The sequence below is a fragment of the Pseudomonas sp. JL23 genome, from assembly GCF_056933585.1.
The window spans coordinates 5,187,656-5,204,501 of the sequence record NZ_CM167795.1; the positions used below are offsets into that span (position 1 = coordinate 5,187,656).

Here is a 16,846-nt window from a genome sequence, read left to right on the forward strand (position 1 = left end):
GGTTCTCGCTTCAATCCTGTGACTCAGTTGGCGCCTGCCAACGAAGCGGAAACGCTACAAACGTGGCTCGACCCTGGCACGACTGGCGTTGACCGCCGGTGCCGGCTTGCGCGCGGCAGGTCGGGCGAACGGCTCGTCATCATCCCCGGCATCCGCTTCACTGGCTGGCTGTTCGGCCACAGGCTGGGGCTGACGGGCCTTGCGGTTTTTTTCAATCGGCCAGCGAATCAGCACGAACAACAGATACAGGCCAAAGGCGAACATGCCGTACATCAGCAGGTCCGACGCCGCACGCCAGACGTTACTGCCGACCTTGAGCGCCAGGTCCATGGCACTGATGGCCAGGGCCGGAGCGTATTGCTCGCGCGCCGGATCGACGATAGTCGGGGTGAACAGCAGCACCAGACCGATCACGCGCAATGGCTCTTTCACATAGCGCCACATCCAGCCGGTCAGCTTGAGCCACACCCACAGACATCCCAGCGCGGCGACGGCGTAGAGGCTCCAGGCGATCGTATAGTCGTTGTTGATCATGGTGTCCGTGGTAAGGCAGGTAGAGTGGCGCTTATGATAACGGCTTTTCGCCCAACGGGCTTGCCCCGGCATAAGTATTCGCCCGCCAGCCCTGTAAATCAGGCGCTACGCCCGGCCCCCTTACGGTTTGCACCTTCTTAGAGACCCGCCCATGTCCGCATCCAAAGCACCCTCCGCCGCCCCGTCAGCCCGCCAGGCCGATGGCGCCGATCCCTATGCCTGGCTGCAGAACCGCGACACCGAGGAAGTGCTCGACTACCTCAAGGCCGAAAACGCCTGGCAGGAACAGCAACTGTCCGGGGAAAAGCAACTGCGCGAAACCCTGTTCCAGGAGATCAAGGGTCGCATTCTGGAAACCGACCTGTCGCTGCCCTCCCCCTGGGGCCCGTTCCTGTATTACACCCGCACCACCGAAGGCGACGAGTACGCCCGCCACTATCGTTGCCCGCGCCCGGCGGACGATTCCCAGCAGGTCGATGAAAGCCGTGAAGAGCTGCTGCTCGACCCCAACGTGCTGGCCAACGGCGGTTTCTTCTCCCTCGGCACGTTCAGCATCAGCCCTGACCATCAACGCCTGGCCTACAGCCTGGATACCAGCGGCGAAGAGGTCTACCAGTTGTACGTCAAGGAACTGGCCGGCGGCGAAGTGCGCAGCCTGCCGTTCGAGGACTGCGACGGCAGCATGACCTGGGCCAACGACAGCCAGACCCTGTTCTTCGGCGAACTGGACGACACCCATCGCCCCGGCAAGCTGTATCGCCATCAACTGGGCGAAGAAGGCGCCGAACTGGTGTTCGACGAGCCGGACGGGCGTTTCTTCCTGCATTGCTATCGCAGCAGCTCCGAACGGCAACTGATCGTGCTGCTCAACAGCAAGACCACCAGCGAAGCCTGGGTGCTGGATGCCGAGCATCCGCAGGACAGATTCATCTGCCTGGCGCCTCGGGTCGAAGGTCATGAGTACTTCCCTGATCACGGCCAGGTCGATGGCGTCTGGAGCTGGCTGATCCGCAGCAATCAGGACGGCATCAACTTTGCCCTCTATCAGGCGGCCGAACAGCCCAGCGCCGTGCCGACCCGCGCCGACTGGCAGACCCTGATCGCCCACGACGAAGCGGTGATGCTCGAAGGTGTCAGCCTCAACGCCCAGGCCTTGAGCCTGAGCCTGCGTGAGGGCGGCCTGCCGATCATCGAAGTGCGCCCGCAAGGCCTGCCCGCCTACCGCGTGCAACTGCCGGACGCCGCCTACAGCCTGTATGTGCAGGACTCCCTGGAATTCAACAGCGACAAGATCCGCCTGCGCTACCAGTCCCTGAACCGTCCGGCGCAAGTGCGTCAACTGACCCTGGCCACTGGCGAACAACAGGTGCTCAAGGAAACCCCGGTGCTCGGCCCGTTCGACGCTGACGCCTATATCAGCCAGCGTCTGTGGGCCACAGCGCCGGATGGCACCCAAGTGCCGATCAGCCTGGTGGTCAAGCGCGAACTGCTCGGCCAGGCCACGCCGCTGTACCTGTACGGTTACGGCGCCTATGGCGAAAGCCTCGACCCGTGGTTCTCCCATGCCCGCCTGAGCCTGCTGGATCGCGGCGTGGCCTTCGCCATCGCCCACGTACGCGGCGGCGGCGAACTGGGCGAGGCCTGGTATCGCAATGGCAAGCAGGAGCACAAGCAGCACACCTTCGATGACTTCATCGCCTGCGCCGAACACCTGATCGCCCAAGGCCTGACCCGGGCCGAGCAACTGGTGATCAGCGGCGGCAGCGCCGGTGGCCTGTTGATCGGCGCGGTCCTCAACCAACGCCCCGAGCTGTTCAAGGCGGCGATTGCCGAAGTGCCGTTCGTCGACGTACTCAACACCATGCTCGACCCCGACCTGCCCCTGACCGTGACCGAATACGACGAATGGGGCAACCCTGCCGAGCCTGAGGTCTACGCACGCATCAAGGCCTATGCACCGTACGAAAACGTCAGCGCCCAGGCCTATCCGGCGATGCTGGTGATCGCCGGTTACAACGACAGCCGGGTGCAATATTGGGAAGCGGCCAAGTGGGTGGCCAAGCTGCGTACCCACAAGATCGACGACAATCTGTTGCTGCTCAAGACCGAACTGGGCGCCGGGCATGGCGGCATGAGCGGGCGTTATCAGGGATTACGTGACGTAGCTCTCGAATATGGATTTATCTTCAAGGTGCTGAAGCTGGCCTGATGGAACTACGGCCCGATCCCCTGTCTTAATATCTTCAGCCCGCCGACTTGCGTCGCGCGGGCTTGCAACCTTTCAATAAAATCGCCAGATAAAGCGACACGACCGAACCATGGCAGAACAACCGTCCCACCTGAACAACGCGATCCGCGACATGCTGATGGACTGCGGCATGTTCGACGCCCTGTTGCCCGTCGATTTTCAGGCGGCGGCGGGTTATTTCAGTATCAGCAGCATCGCCAAGGGCGAAGAAATCTTTCACGAAGGCGATGCAGGGACCTTCATGTGCATCATCGACGCGGGCAGCGTGTCGGTGCAGAAGCTCAGCCCGGATGGTCAGCAGGTCGAAATCGCCGTATTGCGCCGGGGCCGGGCCCTGGGCGAGATGGCCGTACTGGACGGCGAACGCCGTTCGGCCACTTGCATCGCAGCCTCACCTTGCCAGTTGTTGAACCTGGGCCGGGATTCGCTGGACAAGATGATCGAAGAAGCGCCGAAGATCGCCGCGAAGATCATTCGTGCGCTGGCGATTTCCCTGTCCAAGCGCCTGCGTATGGTCGATGGCCAGCTGCTAGCGCAACAGGTTTAAGGTCTAGACACAGAAACCCTGTGGGACCGGCTTTAGCCGGGAAGGCCCTATTACAGGCAATACATTTGCATTGATCCTGCCAATGCCTTCCCGGCTAAAGCCGGTGCCACCGAAACACTTCTTCAAGGCTTGCCCGGCGCATCCTTGTCGGCATCGGGATTCTGCTCAAGCCCCGGCAGCGCCTGATCCTTGGGCGGACGTGGCACTTCGATTTTCGGCAGCAGGGGCGAGTTGCCCTGAGTGCCGCCAGCGCGCGGAATGCTCGGTGGCGTGACTTGCGGGTAAGGCGTCGGCGTAGCAGTACCCGGTGAGCCCGGCGTCAACTCAGAGGCTGTCGGCTGGGTGTTATCCGCCTGGGCAACCCCTGCCATGAACGGTACAACCAGCAGCGCTGCAGCAAGCAAAATAAAGCGTTTCATCAATGGCCTCCCATGCCATGCAGTCAGAATGCGGCTCAGGCTACTCCTTGCCTGGCCTGTGCGGGCAAAAACTTGCCTGGCCCGCCAGTTCATCCGTCAAAAGTCGGCAGCCGAACGCAGCGCGAAGCGCTAGACTGGCGCCATTACTGAACATGAACAGGTGACCCCATGAGCTCGGCCAATCCTCCCTCCAACACCGCCAAGCTGGACCGCATCCTCGCCGATGCTCAGCGCGACCGCGAGATGGGTTATCGCGACAAGGCGCTGCGCATGTATCCCCACGTGTGCGGACGCTGCGCCCGGGAGTTCGCCGGCAAGCGCCTGAGCGAGCTGACCGTGCACCACCGCGACCACAACCACGACAACAACCCCCAGGACGGCTCCAACTGGGAGCTGCTGTGCCTGTACTGCCACGACAACGAACACTCGCGCTACACCGACCAGCAATACTTCTCCGACAGCTCCCTGAGCACGCCCAAGACAGCCAAGGCGACACATAATCCGTTTGCGGCACTTGCCGGATTGATGAAGGATAAGTCTTGAGCTATGAGCCTTGAGCTGCGAGCTGCGAGCTAGAAGCCGGGTACGCTCTGCTCGCAGCTCGCAGCTCGCAGCTTGACGCCCCCTCCCCAAACCCCGAAGCTGCGCACTTTTTCCAGTGAGCGTCCCCCGTGGCCAACAAACGCTACGCCTGCATCGGCCTGTACAACCCCAAGTCCCCGGAAAACGTCGGTTCGGTCATGCGTGCCGCCGGCTGCTATGGCGTGGCTTCGGTGTTCTACACCGGCAAGCGCTACGAGCGTGCCCGTGACTTTGTCACCGACACCAAGAAGATCCATCAGGACATCCCGCTGATCGGCATTGACGACCTGAAGAACATCCTGCCCCTGGGCTGCATTCCAGTAGCGGTGGAATTGGTCGATGGCGCCCGTTCATTGCCTGAATACACCCATCCGGATCGCGCGCTGTACATCTTCGGCCCGGAAGACGGCTCCCTGGACAAGGAGATTCGCGACTGGTGCGAAGACGTCGTGTACATCCCTACCCAGGGCTGCATGAACCTGGCGGCGACGGTCAACGTGGTGCTGTACGACCGCATGGCCAAGGGCAATAACACCCGCTCCGGCCCGCAGTTCGGCCGCGAACAGGTCGATCCGTCTGCCGAACGCTGATCCAATGGAACAGTTCGGCGCACGGGTAGTCAGTTGAACTGACCCGACTTTTTCCGCCAAGGAGAACCCTCATGAGCGACACCCCGATCATTGAACGCATCGAAACCCCGCTGCATAACGGCAATGTCCAGCAGAACGTACAGGGCTGGGAGCGCATTGGCTCCCTGGCCGGCGGCGTACTGATGATGGGCAAGGGTTTGCGTCGTGGCGGCCTGCTGGGGCTGGTGCAACTGGCCGTTGGTGGCGCCGTACTGGCTCGCGGCATCACCGGCCATTGCTCGGCCAAGAGCCTGCTGGAAAAGACCCGCAGCGACCTTGACGTCGCCCGCCTGCGCGTACGTCGCGCCGGAGCCGAACTCAACGCTCTGAAGGACGATGCCGAGGCCCTGGCCAAGGATGCGGTGAACAATGCGGCCGAGGCGTTGAAGCCGACCAGTCACTGATGCAGCGCAAGAGCCTATGGGAATTTTGTGGGAGCGAATTCATTCGCGAATGAATCGCTCCCACTCCCATGATCTGTCCTGCTCAACCCGCCCGAAAAATCAGGTGATCTTCCCAGTCGTCTTCCGGCACGCTGCCTTCGGCGAGCATGCGCCCGGATTGGGAGATGCGCTCATGATGCACGGCATCAGGGTCGCCGCAGACCAGGTGATGCCATAGCGGCAGGTCCTTGCCCTCACTGACCAGACGATATCCGCAGGTCGGCGGCAGCCATTTGAATTCGTCAGCCTTGCCCGGCGTCAGCTGGATGCAATCGGGCACCGAGGCGCGCCGATTGGGGTAGTCGGTGCACTGGCAGGTCTTCAGATCCAGCAGCTTGCAGGCGATGCGCGTGTAATAGACGCTGTTATCGTCCTCGTCCTCAAGCTTCTGCAGACAGCACAGGCCGCAGCCATCGCACAAAGACTCCCACTCCTGCTGATCGAGCTGGTCAAGGGTCTTGCGTATCCAGAAGGGTTCGACTTTAGCGGCCATGGTGTGGGGATTTCTGTATCAGGCTGATGAAAGGGGCGCCAGTCTAGAGACTCCAGCGTCACGAACCAAGTGCAGACGACTATTGGCACAAACAGACTTGTATCCACATTGCCCGCACAGTAACTTTAGGCAGTTTTCGCGATGCCTGCCGTCCACGGCCCATCCAGTTATTTCCCCTCTCAATCCACTGTCAGGCCATAACCCTTATGAGCAGCAATCCTCGTATCGCCGATCACGCCATTGACCCGCAATTTACCGCACGCTGGTCGCCTCGCGCCTTCAGCGGCGAAAGCATTCCCCAGGACACCCTGCTGAGTTTCTTCGAAGCCGCACGCTGGGCACCTTCGGCCTACAACTCGCAGCCATGGCGCTTTCTCTACGCACGTCGCGACACGCCGAACTGGGAGCGTTACCTGGGCCTGCTGAACGAGTTCAACCGTAGTTGGGCACAACATGCGGCGGCGCTGGTCATCGTCATCTCCAAGACCACCTTCACCGCACCTGGCGCCACTGAAGAAACCCCGGCCCTGTGGCACACCTTCGACACCGGTTCGGCCTGGGGCCACTTGGCCCTGCAAGCGAGCCTGAGCGGCTGGCACACCCATGGCATGGCCGGTTTCGATCAGGAACTGACCCGCAAGGAACTGAATATCCCCGAAGGCTATGCCCTGCACGCGGCTGTGGCCATTGGCAAGCTGGGTGACAAGGCAAGCCTGCCGGATTACCTGCAGGCCCGCGAAACCCCAAGCCCGCGCCGCCCGCTGGCGGAACTGGCGGCTGAGGGTGATTTCTCCCTGTAACACCAACCTCATGCATTTTTGAATTGAATGAGGTTTTGTGGGAGCCGGCTTGCTGGCGATAGCGGGCGATCCGTCACTGATGCTATTGCGAGCGCTTCGCACTCGATCGCCAGCAAGGCGGCTCCCACATCCAGCTACTCAATAGCCCTTGGCGAAATCCACTTCCCCACGCAACGGCTCGCCCGCCACGAAGGCCTTGAGGTTGTCGGCAAACAGCCGGGTCATTGCTGGTGGTGAGGTCGGCGCCGAGCTGTGACCGGTCAACAGCAGGCCCCAGGCGGTCCAGAACGGATGGCGTTGTGGCAACGGTTCCTGACGGCAGACATCAATCACCGCCCCGGCCAGATGACCTTCCTTCAGGGCTTCGACCAGATCGGCATCGACTACTGACACGCCACGACCGACGTTGATGAACAGGCAGTCCGGATTGAATTTGGCGAACAGCCCGGCATCGTAAAGATCGTGAGTCTGCGGCGTATTGGGCAGCAGGTTGATCACGTAATCCATCGTCCCGACCATCCGCTCCAGATCCGTCAGCGCCGCCACTTCGATAAACGGTGCCTGAGCCCGTGCCCGGGAGGCAATGCCATAGACCTCGATACCGAACGGCACGAGGAATTGCGCAACGCTCTGGCCGATATCACCGGCGCCGACGATCAACGCCTTGCGCCCTTGCAGGCTGTGGCCCGCACGATTGTCCCACTTGCGCTCGACCTGGCTGACCAGGCGGGCCAGAACCTCGCGCTCGTGACCAAGCATGTAGGTCAATACGAATTCGGCCATGACCTGACCGAAGATGCCCACGGCACGGGTCAGGCGGTAATCCCGGGGCACGCCGTCGACCAGCAGCGGTGTGATGCCTGCCCAGGTCGATTGCAGCCATTGCGGTTTGTGGCCCTGGCGCAGCAGGTTGGCCAGCAGGTCCGGCTGGCCCAGCCAGACCGGGCAGTCTGCCGCCAGGCGGGACAGTTCGGCGGAATCGCCGCTGCTCATCACGGTAATATCGGGAACCGCCTGGCGCAGCAATTGGGTGTAGACGGCGTAATCGTGTTCAGCAATCAGCACACGCATGGTTTCAAAACCTTAAAAAAACCAGACCTGCGCCCACCTGCGGGGTTACCCCTCATTCTTCCGGGCGCATGCCAAAACAGTCCTGGGCGCAAGATCAGACAGGATCGTTGCGCCGCAGCAATTCTTCGGGCAAATGCTCGATGTATTCGTCTTCAGCCGGCGGCATCTGCAGGTGGTAGCCCTGCTTTTCCAGGTTATCCAACACCTTGTGGATATCCTCGCGCGCCAGGGCACGCTCCGGGCTCAGGACCAGATCGAAGGCATGCAGCGCCTTGCCAAAGGCGACCATCAGCTCAGGCGGCACACGCTTGAGCTCGTCAGCCTTGAGCACGTAGAGATACATCTCGTTGCGCTTGGAGCTGCGGTAAATGGAGCAGATACGTTTCACGGCTGTTCTCCTGCGCTAGCCAGGCTGTCGAGCAGGGCCTGGCCCATGCGTTCACGACGCCAGCCACGCAGCGAATCGGGTAATTGGTAAGGACCGTCGGGGTAGCCGCTCTTGAGCAGGGCCTCCAGGGTCTTCTTGCGCAGCATCAGCTCAGGAGCCATTTGCAGCTGCTCGGCATACTGCTGACCAATGGCGCGCAAAGACTTGAGCACTGTGGCGGCGTCGATCGGCAATGGCTCGGGCAAAGTCTTTGGCCACTGCTCGGGCGGCAGGCTGGCGGCACGCTTGATCAGGTCGAGAATGAACTCGCCGTCCTGACGCACGGTCTTGGGGTGCATGTCTTCGATTCGCGCCAGGGCAACCAGGTTGTCCGGCTGGGTCTTGGCCAAGGGCCAGAGCGAATGCTCACGCACGATACGGTTACGCGGCAGATTGCGCGCGCGGGCCTGCAGCTCGCGCCAGGCACACAGTTCACGCAGCACCGCCAATTGCGCGCCGGACAGTTTCCAGGCCAGCTTGGCGTCGCGATAGGCTTCGTACGGATCGGTCTCGCGGCGCAGGTTGGCCACCAGTTCGGCGCCGTCTTCCAGCAGCCAGGCGTATTTGTCCTCCGACAGGCGCGGGCGCAGGATCGCGTAGACCTCAGCCAGGTGCACGGCGTCTTCGGCGGCATAGCTGATCTGGGTCTCCGACAGCGGACGCTGCAACCAGTCGGAACGGGTCTCGCCCTTGGGCAGTTCGATGCCCAGCACTTCCTGAACCAGGCGCGAGTAACCCATGGAGAAACCCAGGTTCAGGAAACCGGCCGCCAGTTGCGTATCGAACAGCGGCGTCGGTAGGCTGCCGGTCAGGCGCAACAGGACTTCGAGGTCTTCGCTGCAGGCGTGGACCACTTTGACCACGTCGGGGTTTTCCAGCAGGGCGGAAAACGGCTGCCAGTTCTTGATCAACAGCGGATCGATCAGCCAGGCACTCTTACCATCGCCGATCTGCAACAGGGCGGCGATGGGATAAAAGGTGTCGACCCGCATGAATTCGGTGTCGAGGGCGACAAAAGGCAGGGTCTGCCACTGTGCGCAATGCAGGGCGAGGCTGTCGTCGTCGCGAATCCAGTGAATATCGATGGCCACACGGCTCTCCCTTGAAGAATGGCGCGCAGTATATATCGCCATCGGCGATTACCGGGCATCTGTCCTGCAAGTCTTGATCATCTTCATCTTGATAGTGGCCATACTGGCGCCGAATACGACCGGCCATCGGATCGTCTCAGGAACTCTTGCGCAGCACGTACACCCGCCACATGGCGTAACCGGGCAGAACATCGTGATGGCTGAGGATGTCGAAGCCGGCATCGCTGAATTCGGCCTCGATCTGTCCGCGACCGACCACGAAGCGATTGTTGCGTCGCAGCGCCTTCCCGTCAGTGGCGCGACAGTGCTCCAGGCGCTTGCGCCGCCATGACTTGATGTTGCCATCAACCCACAGAGCAATGATCGCGGTGTCCCGGGTGACGCGGTGGAATTCGCTCAGCACCGCAGAGCGCTCATCACTGCTGGCAATGTGATGGAACAGGCGCATGGAAAAGATGCAGTCCACTGCATTGTCGGACAGATCGATGGCCAGGGCCGAGGTCTGGAAGGTCTTGATGCGTTGCAGGGTCGGCCCGTCGCAACGGGTTTCGCCGAGGGCCAGGGCATCCCGGGACGGATCGGCGGCGAGGATCACCCGATTGGTGTGCTCAGCCAGCACCGGCCAGAAACGCCCGGCGCCACTGGGTAAATCCAGGACCAGGCCCGGTTCGCCCGCTACCTTGAGGGCTTGGCGGGCCAGTTGCCGGTCACGCCAGAGCCCGAGGCGGTCGCACAGGCTGACCGGGGACTGTTGCAGATAAGTACTACTCATTGGCCAGCGTCCCGCGACAACCCGCGAACATATCCAATTGCGCGTTGTAGACCTTGGTGTCGACCTGCAACAGGCCCAGCATCGAATGAAACAGATTGTCCTGGCTCAGCGGTGCATTGCGCTCTTTCTGCAGGCACATGGGATCGACCGCGAAGGACTTCTGATAGCTGTCGGAGAACCAGGCGAGCATGGGTACGTGTTTCTGTTGATCCGGTGCCAACAAGTACGGCGTGCCGTGCAGGAACAGATTGTATTCGCCCAGGGATTCGCCGTGATCCGACAGATAGAGCATGGCGGTATCCACCCGCGACTGCTTGCGCAGCAAGTCGATCAGGGTCGCCAGCACATGGTCGGTGTAGACCAGCGTGTTGTCATAGGCGTTGACGATGTTTTCCCGCGAGCAATTGTTCAAGGCGTTGCTTTCACACACAGGGGTGAATTTCTCAAACGCCTTGGGGTAGCGCTTGAAATACTCCGGACCATGGCTGCCCATCTGGTGCAGGACCAGCACGGTGTCCTGATCCAGGTTGTCGATAAAGCTCTGCAAGCCTTGCAGCAGGATCTCGTCACGACACTCGTGGTTGGCGCACAGCAGCGGGTCTTGAAGGTTACTCACGTCCTGCAGGGTGACGCGGTCGCAGGTGCCCTTGCAGCCGGACTGGTTGTCGCGCCAGATCACCTGCAGGCCGGAGCGTTGCAGCACATCGAGCAGCCCTTCCTGATTCTTCGCCTGGCTGGCGTTGTAGTCCTTGCGACCCATATTGGAGAACATGCATGGCACGGATACGGCGGTCTCGGTGCCACAGGAATGCACGTCACTGAAGGCGATCAGGCCGTTTTCCTTGCTCAACTTCGGCGTAGTGTCGCGACCGTAACCGAGCAGACCGAAGTTCTCGGCCCGGGCGCTTTCGCCCACTACCAGCACGGTCAGGGACTTGCGTTGATGGCTGGCCCAGCGCGGCGAACGCTGGGCGTCTTCACCGATTTTCACGAAGGGTCGCTGGGCCGAGACCACTTGCTCGCTCAAATAACCCATCGACGCACCGATGTAATTGCTTGGCACCACCATCAGACGCAGCTCGTGGTGATTGCGGAACATCGAGGACAACCCCTGATAATTGATCATTGCCACGGCACCGAGCACCGCCACGCAGGCAACGCTCACCAACGCCTTGCTCAGCAACTCACGCGGCCAGTGGCGATAATTGATCGGGGTTTTCCATAACACGACCGAGGGCAGAACACCCAATAGCAACAAATAAAGACCCAACTTGGGCGACAACAGGCCCTGTACTTCCGTGACATTAGTTTCAGCAAAGTTGCGGAACATGCCCGCATCAATCATGACGCCATATTCATTGATGAAATAAGCTACCCCGGCGCTGATAAGAAACAATGCCGTTAGCATCGGTTTCAGAACACGGCGAAAGGCCAATAGCGTCAGGAAAATATTGAAGATACAGAAAACCAGCAGACCGAAAGCCACGCGCAGCGCGAGCCCCTTACCGTCAAATTCGGTAATCGAGAATACATGTTGCCAAAGAGTGGCGTTAAACCCGAGCAGCAAAAAACAACTGGCGAGCAAAGTCACCAGCTCGGGACGGACGGCTTTAACGTTCAGCATAACGGTCTGCTTGATTAATGAATTACGCCGGAGCGATCGAGTTGGGCAACTCCTCCGATGGCGCAGACTTTAAGCAGACCGCCATCAATTTTTTGTGAAAAGGATGAGAACAAAAGGTCTTGTACCTTTTATCTTCAGGGCCTCAAGGTTTCAGCGTCGTCCAGGCATAGGCGTCGCGATCCAGGTCGGCAATATCGACACTCAGCTGCACCTCAAGGTCGCTCGGCCACTCGCACACCCCTTGCAGCACAGCCAGAAGGCTCGCAGACAGCTGGCGTTTCACTTCGGCTGAGCGACCATTGAACAGCGCCATCTGCACATGCATGAAGCCACGGGGCGTGGACAGGGTCCCCACCTGAAATTCCCCCACTGCCACGGCCTTGCTCTGGATATCCGCCTCGGAGGTGAACTGACCGGAGGCGAACAGCGCCTGGTTCAACGCCAGCAGAGTGCGGCGCACATCGAAGGACGGCAGGTTCGGGGTGTATTCCAGGGTCATGTGCGGCATGGGGTGGTCTCGGTTTTTTGCAGAAGGGAAGTCATTCGATCGACATTAAACCGTGCGCAGTAATCCCGGCAAGCACGGTTATGTAGGAGCGAGGCTTGCCCGCGAACTGGCCAACGCGCTGTATCAGACATACCGCGTCGAATCATTCGCGGGCAAGCCTCGCTCCCAGAAGACTGTCTTTGCCCTGTCTTGTGTGCTGTTCCTCAATCCCATTTCCATCGCCCCGCTAAGATGGCGCAGGTCCCAATTACAAGGAAGGCATGCGTGACGCAACCCGACTTTGCTCCGCTGATACATATCGACTGGAAAACCCCCGGCGGCGAACTTCTCGAGCTGTTTCAGCATTACTACCCCGACATCAGCGTATTCAGCGGCCCGACCTTCGACAGGCTGCTTGACGAACTGACCACGCAAATGCCGGAAGTCTGCTTGCAAGCCCTGGCCCCCCTGCTGGCTCGACAAGGGCTTGAGCTGTGGAACCTGGATGCCGGCGGCGATGACTATCGACCGGTAATCATCCCCGCCGATCAGCGCCAGGCATTCATCGAACATTGGCGCAATCCTCGGGACGAGCTCGAGCTGACGCCACAATGGATCGAACCACAACAGCCCACCCCCGTCGAAGCCAAGCCCGCCAAAACCACACGCAAGAAGCTGAACCTGCTACAGGACGTACACGATTTCCCCGGCCCCACCTACATCAACGAACAGCACTACAGCAATGGCTGGGCCTCCATCACTGAACAGGATGATGAACAGTGGCTGTGCTTTCTGCTCGATTTCAACCAGTGGCCGCCCGCCGAACAGGACATGCTCGAAGAACGCAACGATGGCACCGACGGCGCTGATCTGTGGCTGCTCGATGCCAATAACGACCGTAGCCTGTGGAAACGCCGGGTGTATCGCGGCAGTCGCAGTGGCGAGGACCTGTTCCAGTACGAAATCCGGCAAGACAACAACACTCAGCGCTTTGGTCCGGCGCAGTTGCAATGGCCGGAATTCGAGGACGCCACCCTGGTAATCGACTCCCAGGTGTTCGAACGCCAGTATCTTTATGAGCCCGATCGGCTATGCAGGATCTGGCGGATTACCGCTGACTTCAGCGAAATCATCTTCGAGCACCCCGGCGAAATGACGATACTGGCTATCGGCCCCCGGCGCGTGCTGCTCATGGAGATGGGTGGCCCGTTGTGCTGGATCTGGCATCAGGATCAGCCGCAAAGTGTCACCCCTGCCCTGCCGTTGCCGGTTGAAGGCTATAAGCTCACCCGCTCGGCGGTCTATCTGGGCGGCGACGAAATCATGCTGTTCAGCGAGAGCCAGCGGCCGAATCTCGAGGATCCGCGCTTTGGGGAAACCGTGCTGAAGGCGTGGCGCTTCGACTTTCTCAGCGGGCAGGCGACCCAATCGATGCTGGACGGCTTTGGCAGCGAAATACGCCAGCAGACTCAGATGCTTGTCACCCAGCCCAAGCACACCATTACCCTGCGTACTTTCCACGGCCAGATTCACGCATCACGCGGGCATGGCGACTGGTGGGTATGGAACTACCGCTCCAATAGCTTCGGCACCCAGACCCTGGCCTGGTTGTGGAATCAACGCAGCAATCAGGTGGTCAAGCTGTCCTCCAAGGACACCCCGCGCATCAAGCCGTACATTCGCTATCTACCCAGCCAGGATCGCTACCTGGCCTTCGAAGACGATTTCATTGCCCGGCTACCGGCGTTCGACGAGATACTTGAAGCCAAGGGCAGCGAGGTCCTGAAGTTCGACTGATCCGCTGTTGTGCGAGGCAAAAAAAACCGCAGCAGGTTGCCCTGTTGCGGTTTTTTGTGGGGATTGTCAGAACGCTATCAGAGAGCGCTGCGACGGTACGAGCGGTAGTTCGGCTGCCAGAAATGATGCTGGATCGCTTCGATCAGCATTTCTTCCGTGGTTTCCAGGGCCAGGCCTTCAGCCTGCGCCTGCTTGGCTACGGCCAGGGCGATCTTGCGGCTGACTTCCTGGATCTCTTTCAACGGCGGCAGTACAGCGTCGCCCTTGCCAGTGACCATTGGCGAGCACTCGGCCAAAGCGTTGGACGCCGCCATCAGCATCTTGTCGGAGATGCGCGTGGCTTTCGCCGCGATAACACCCAGACCGATACCCGGGAAGATGTAGGAGTTGTTGCACTGAGCGATATGGAACGTGCGATCGCCTACAGTCACCGGAGCAAACGGGCTACCGGTTGCGACCAGGGCTTCGCCATTGGTCCAGTCCAGCACTTCCTGCGGCGTCACTTCGACTTTCGACGTCGGGTTCGACAGCGGCATGACCAGTGGCTTGGCGCAATGCTTGTGCATCTCGCGGATGACCTGCTCGGTGAACAGGCCGCGCTGGCCCGACACACCGATCAGCACGGTCGGCTTGCCGTGGCTGACCACGTCCAGCAGTTCCGGGTAACCGGCACCGCTCGACCAACCGCTGGTATCGGCGGCTTTCTGGGCGAGGTTTTTCTGGAAGTCCAGCAGGTTGTCCATGCTGTCGGTGAGCAGACCGAAACGGTCGACCATCATCACGCGTTTTCGTGCCTCGGCTTCGCTCAGGCCTTCGATGACCATGGCAGCGATGATGTGCTCGGCGATACCGCAACCGGCGGAACCGGCACCGAGGAACACTACGCGCTGCTGGCCCAGGGTTTCGTTCTTGGCCTTGCACGCGGCGAGCAAGGTACCCACGGCTACCGACGCGGTGCCCTGGATGTCATCGTTGAAGCAGCACAGCTCGTCGCGGTACTTCTCCAGCAACGGCATGGCGTTGGTCTGGGCGAAGTCTTCGAACTGCAACAGCACGTCAGGCCAGCGACGCTGCACGGCTTCGATGAACAGCGCGATGAAGTCCTCGTACTCCTTGCCGGTCACACGCTTGTTGCGCCAGCCCATGTACATCGGGTCGTCGAGCAGTTCCTGATTGTTGGTGCCCACGTCCAGCACGATCGGCAGGGTGTAGGCCGGGCTGATGCCACCGCAGGCGGTGTACAGCGACAGCTTGCCGATCGGGATGCCCATGCCGCCGATGCCCTGGTCGCCCAGGCCGAGAATGCGCTCGCTGTCGGTGACGACGATGATCTTGATGCGGTCCTTGGTGGCGCTGCGCAGGATATCGTCGATGCGGTCGCGTTCAGGATAGGAAATGAACAGGCCGCGGTGGGTGCGATAGATTTTGGAGAATTCCTGGCACGCCTGGCCAACCGTCGGGGTGTAGATGATCGGCAGCATCTCTTCCAGATGCGAGTCCAGCAGGCGGAAGAACAGAGTTTCGTTGTTGTCCTGGATCGAGCGCAGGTAGATGTGCTTGTCCAGGTCGGTAGCGCATTGCTTGTATTGGCTGTAAACCCGAGCCACTTGTTCTTCGATCGTCTCTACGTTCTGCGGCAGAAGACCGATCAGGTTGAATTCGACCCGCTCTTGCGGGGTAAAAGCACTGCCTTTGTTCAGCAGGGGCATTTCCAGCAGGGACGGACCTGCGTAGGAAATGTACAACGGACGCGAAGTTTTGGTCATTTTCTCTAATCGCCTTTTTCGTCTACTCGTAATATCGCTACATCGACGGCACGGGCAGCCTGGCATTTATCTTTTTCTTTTCGCCGGCTCATCAGACCCGCACCGGAAAAAAGTCCGGGTGCAAGCAAGGGGCATATCTTACTCCCGATGCATGGCATTGCGACATTTTGTCACTTATGTCGTGGCGAAATGATGTCTAGCAGCTTTGGTCCGTTGGAGCGCGGCTTGCCCGCGAACCGGCCAACGCGGTGTATCAGGCATACCGCGTCGAATCCTTCGCGGGCAAGCCTCGCTCCAACGGGCTTCGGTCAGCGCGGCTCACGCTTGAGCAGATAGGTATCCATGATCCAGCCATTGGCCTCACGCGCCGCCTTGCGCGTGCGCTCGATCTCGTCGGCGACGTCCTTGAGCTTGCCCGAGATAAGGATTTCATCGGGAGTCCCCAGGTAAGCGCCCCAATAGATATCCAGCTCACGGTCCGTCACGGTGCGGTAGCTGTCCTGGGCATCGAGCATGACCACTACGCTGTCGACGTTTTCGGGATAGCACTGGGCCAACCTGCGCCCGGTAGTGATCTCCACGGCCTGACCGATATTGTTCAGCGCAACCTTATGCCGGGCCGTCAGGGCCTGGACGCTGGTGATGCCGGGAATGACCTCGTAATCGAAGGCATGACGGCCGCCATGCAGAATGTCGTCGAGGATTCTGATCGTGCTGTCATACAGAGACGGATCGCCCCACACCAGAAACGCCCCGCACTCGCCGTCGGCCAGCTCTTCGCCAATCAGTTGCTCGAACGTGCGCTGCTTTTCGCAGTTCAGGTCATCGACCGCCTTGAGGTAATCGCCCTCCCCGCGTTCGCGCTCAGGGTTAAGCGCCTCGACAACCCGGTAATCAGCCCCGTCGATATAGCGCTCGAGGATCTCGCTGCGCAGCAGGTTGAGCTTTTCCTTGCTCTGGCCCTTATCCATCAGGAAAAACACGTCGGCCCGGTTGAGCGCCTTGACTGCCTGAATCGTAATGTATTCAGGGTTTCCGGCACCGATGCCGATGATCAGGATCTTTTTCATAAAGGCTTCCGGCAACCCCGCACATGAATGAATCTTGTGTTGATCT

18 protein-coding genes are annotated in these 16,846 nt (G+C 60.3%); 7 read left to right on the plus strand and 11 right to left on the minus strand.

Translation table 11 applies throughout. From position 1 onward, the window contains the following. Window positions 1–54: 54 nt before the first annotated feature. Window positions 55–534, minus strand: a complete 480-nt coding sequence (locus tag AC1Z24_RS23880) for an MFS transporter (RefSeq protein WP_483742978.1) — start codon at window positions 532–534, stop codon at window positions 55–57. 151 nt (window positions 535–685) lie between these two features. Between AC1Z24_RS23880 and AC1Z24_RS23885 the strand changes: the two genes are divergently transcribed. Next, complete coding sequence (locus AC1Z24_RS23885; protein ID WP_483742979.1) at window positions 686–2,743, plus strand: S9 family peptidase; 2,058 nt, start codon at window positions 686–688, stop codon at window positions 2,741–2,743. 109 nt (window positions 2,744–2,852) lie between these two features. After that, window positions 2,853–3,329, plus strand: coding sequence for a cyclic nucleotide-binding domain-containing protein (locus AC1Z24_RS23890; protein ID WP_483742980.1), 477 nt, complete (start codon window positions 2,853–2,855; stop codon window positions 3,327–3,329). Window positions 3,330–3,451: 122 nt separating this feature from the next. Here the strand turns inward: AC1Z24_RS23890 and AC1Z24_RS23895 are convergent, their stop codons facing one another. Further along, window positions 3,452–3,748 carry a hypothetical protein gene (locus AC1Z24_RS23895; RefSeq protein ID WP_483742981.1) on the minus strand — a complete coding sequence of 99 codons (297 nt, stop codon included), beginning with the start codon at window positions 3,746–3,748 and terminating at the stop codon, window positions 3,452–3,454. A 168-nt stretch (window positions 3,749–3,916) separates the two neighbouring features. On the opposite strand from AC1Z24_RS23895, the gene AC1Z24_RS23900 reads away from it, so the two are divergent. The 3 genes from AC1Z24_RS23900 to AC1Z24_RS23910 all read left to right on the plus strand — a co-directional run bounded on the left by AC1Z24_RS23900 (window position 3,917) and on the right by AC1Z24_RS23910 (window position 5,363). Further along, entirely contained in the window at window positions 3,917–4,291 is a 375-nt protein-coding gene (locus AC1Z24_RS23900) for a YajD family HNH nuclease (protein WP_483742982.1), read from the plus strand. 128 nt (window positions 4,292–4,419) lie between these two features. Next, window positions 4,420–4,920 carry an RNA methyltransferase gene (locus tag AC1Z24_RS23905; protein WP_259102638.1) on the plus strand — a complete coding sequence of 167 codons (501 nt, stop codon included), beginning with the start codon at window positions 4,420–4,422 and terminating at the stop codon, window positions 4,918–4,920. Between the two features lie 71 nt (window positions 4,921–4,991). Further along, complete coding sequence (locus tag AC1Z24_RS23910) at window positions 4,992–5,363, plus strand: YgaP family membrane protein (RefSeq protein ID WP_483742983.1); 372 nt, start codon at window positions 4,992–4,994, stop codon at window positions 5,361–5,363. Window positions 5,364–5,445: 82 nt separating this feature from the next. Here AC1Z24_RS23910 and AC1Z24_RS23915 read toward each other — a convergent pair whose 3' ends face one another. Beyond that, window positions 5,446–5,895, minus strand: coding sequence for a YcgN family cysteine cluster protein (locus tag AC1Z24_RS23915; RefSeq protein ID WP_259102640.1), 450 nt, complete (start codon window positions 5,893–5,895; stop codon window positions 5,446–5,448). 206 nt (window positions 5,896–6,101) lie between these two features. On the opposite strand from AC1Z24_RS23915, the gene AC1Z24_RS23920 reads away from it, so the two are divergent. After that, window positions 6,102–6,695 (plus strand): nitroreductase family protein, encoded by a 594-nt coding sequence (locus AC1Z24_RS23920; RefSeq protein ID WP_483742984.1) that lies wholly within the window; start codon window positions 6,102–6,104, stop codon window positions 6,693–6,695. Window positions 6,696–6,833: 138 nt separating this feature from the next. Here AC1Z24_RS23920 and AC1Z24_RS23925 read toward each other — a convergent pair whose 3' ends face one another. The 6 genes from AC1Z24_RS23925 to AC1Z24_RS23950 form a co-directional block, all read right to left on the minus strand. Beyond that, window positions 6,834–7,766 (minus strand): D-2-hydroxyacid dehydrogenase, encoded by a 933-nt coding sequence (locus AC1Z24_RS23925; protein ID WP_483742985.1) that lies wholly within the window; start codon window positions 7,764–7,766, stop codon window positions 6,834–6,836. A 94-nt stretch (window positions 7,767–7,860) separates the two neighbouring features. After that, on the minus strand, window positions 7,861–8,154 hold the full coding sequence (locus AC1Z24_RS23930) for a YcgL domain-containing protein (RefSeq protein ID WP_259102645.1): 294 nt from the start codon (window positions 8,152–8,154) through the stop codon (window positions 7,861–7,863). Then, a complete protein-coding gene (rnd, locus tag AC1Z24_RS23935) occupies window positions 8,151–9,284 on the minus strand; it encodes a ribonuclease D (RefSeq protein ID WP_483742986.1) in 1,134 nt (377 codons plus the stop codon). The genes AC1Z24_RS23930 and rnd overlap by 4 nt, the downstream gene beginning before the upstream one ends. Before the next feature lie 136 nt (window positions 9,285–9,420). Then, a complete protein-coding gene (locus AC1Z24_RS23940) occupies window positions 9,421–10,056 on the minus strand; it encodes a class I SAM-dependent methyltransferase (protein WP_483742987.1) in 636 nt (211 codons plus the stop codon). Further along, window positions 10,049–11,680, minus strand: a complete 1,632-nt coding sequence (locus tag AC1Z24_RS23945) for a phosphoethanolamine transferase (RefSeq protein ID WP_483742988.1) — start codon at window positions 11,678–11,680, stop codon at window positions 10,049–10,051. Before AC1Z24_RS23945 ends, AC1Z24_RS23940 begins: the two co-directional genes overlap by 8 nt. Before the next feature lie 142 nt (window positions 11,681–11,822). After that, window positions 11,823–12,188 carry a 5-carboxymethyl-2-hydroxymuconate Delta-isomerase gene (locus tag AC1Z24_RS23950; RefSeq protein WP_483742989.1) on the minus strand — a complete coding sequence of 122 codons (366 nt, stop codon included), beginning with the start codon at window positions 12,186–12,188 and terminating at the stop codon, window positions 11,823–11,825. A 264-nt stretch (window positions 12,189–12,452) separates the two neighbouring features. Here AC1Z24_RS23950 and AC1Z24_RS23955 point away from each other — a divergent pair, with 264 nt between their 5' ends. Next, window positions 12,453–13,964, plus strand: coding sequence for a hypothetical protein (locus tag AC1Z24_RS23955; protein ID WP_483742990.1), 1,512 nt, complete (start codon window positions 12,453–12,455; stop codon window positions 13,962–13,964). A gap of 77 nt (window positions 13,965–14,041) precedes the next feature. On the opposite strand, the gene AC1Z24_RS23960 is transcribed toward AC1Z24_RS23955, so the two are convergent. Both AC1Z24_RS23960 and cobF read right to left on the minus strand, forming a co-directional pair. Continuing rightward, window positions 14,042–15,730, minus strand: a complete 1,689-nt coding sequence (locus AC1Z24_RS23960) for an NAD-dependent malic enzyme (protein WP_259102654.1) — start codon at window positions 15,728–15,730, stop codon at window positions 14,042–14,044. Between the two features lie 308 nt (window positions 15,731–16,038). Then, entirely contained in the window at window positions 16,039–16,800 is a 762-nt protein-coding gene (gene cobF, locus AC1Z24_RS23965; RefSeq protein WP_483742991.1) for a precorrin-6A synthase (deacetylating), read from the minus strand. Window positions 16,801–16,846: the final 46 nt, after the last annotated feature.

What these genes read in the sequence shown, in the direction of transcription:
- AC1Z24_RS23960 (WP_259102654.1), bottom strand. Translation starts at nt 15,730, where the DNA reads ATGACCAAAACTTCGCGTCCGTTGTACATTTCCTACGCAGGTCCGTCC.
- AC1Z24_RS23910 (WP_483742983.1), top strand. Translation starts at nt 4,992, where the DNA reads ATGAGCGACACCCCGATCATTGAACGCATCGAAACCCCGCTGCATAAC.
- AC1Z24_RS23880 (WP_483742978.1), bottom strand. Translation starts at nt 534, where the DNA reads ATGATCAACAACGACTATACGATCGCCTGGAGCCTCTACGCCGTCGCC.
- AC1Z24_RS23945 (WP_483742988.1), bottom strand. Translation starts at nt 11,680, where the DNA reads ATGCTGAACGTTAAAGCCGTCCGTCCCGAGCTGGTGACTTTGCTCGCC.
- AC1Z24_RS23920 (WP_483742984.1), top strand. Translation starts at nt 6,102, where the DNA reads ATGAGCAGCAATCCTCGTATCGCCGATCACGCCATTGACCCGCAATTT.
- AC1Z24_RS23885 (WP_483742979.1), top strand. Translation starts at nt 686, where the DNA reads ATGTCCGCATCCAAAGCACCCTCCGCCGCCCCGTCAGCCCGCCAGGCC.
- AC1Z24_RS23925 (WP_483742985.1), bottom strand. Translation starts at nt 7,766, where the DNA reads ATGCGTGTGCTGATTGCTGAACACGATTACGCCGTCTACACCCAATTG.
- AC1Z24_RS23895 (WP_483742981.1), bottom strand. Translation starts at nt 3,748, where the DNA reads ATGAAACGCTTTATTTTGCTTGCTGCAGCGCTGCTGGTTGTACCGTTC.
- AC1Z24_RS23950 (WP_483742989.1), bottom strand. Translation starts at nt 12,188, where the DNA reads ATGCCGCACATGACCCTGGAATACACCCCGAACCTGCCGTCCTTCGAT.
- AC1Z24_RS23900 (WP_483742982.1), top strand. Translation starts at nt 3,917, where the DNA reads ATGAGCTCGGCCAATCCTCCCTCCAACACCGCCAAGCTGGACCGCATC.
- AC1Z24_RS23940 (WP_483742987.1), bottom strand. Translation starts at nt 10,056, where the DNA reads ATGAGTAGTACTTATCTGCAACAGTCCCCGGTCAGCCTGTGCGACCGC.
- AC1Z24_RS23890 (WP_483742980.1), top strand. Translation starts at nt 2,853, where the DNA reads ATGGCAGAACAACCGTCCCACCTGAACAACGCGATCCGCGACATGCTG.
- cobF (WP_483742991.1), bottom strand. Translation starts at nt 16,800, where the DNA reads ATGAAAAAGATCCTGATCATCGGCATCGGTGCCGGAAACCCTGAATAC.
- AC1Z24_RS23915 (WP_259102640.1), bottom strand. Translation starts at nt 5,895, where the DNA reads ATGGCCGCTAAAGTCGAACCCTTCTGGATACGCAAGACCCTTGACCAG.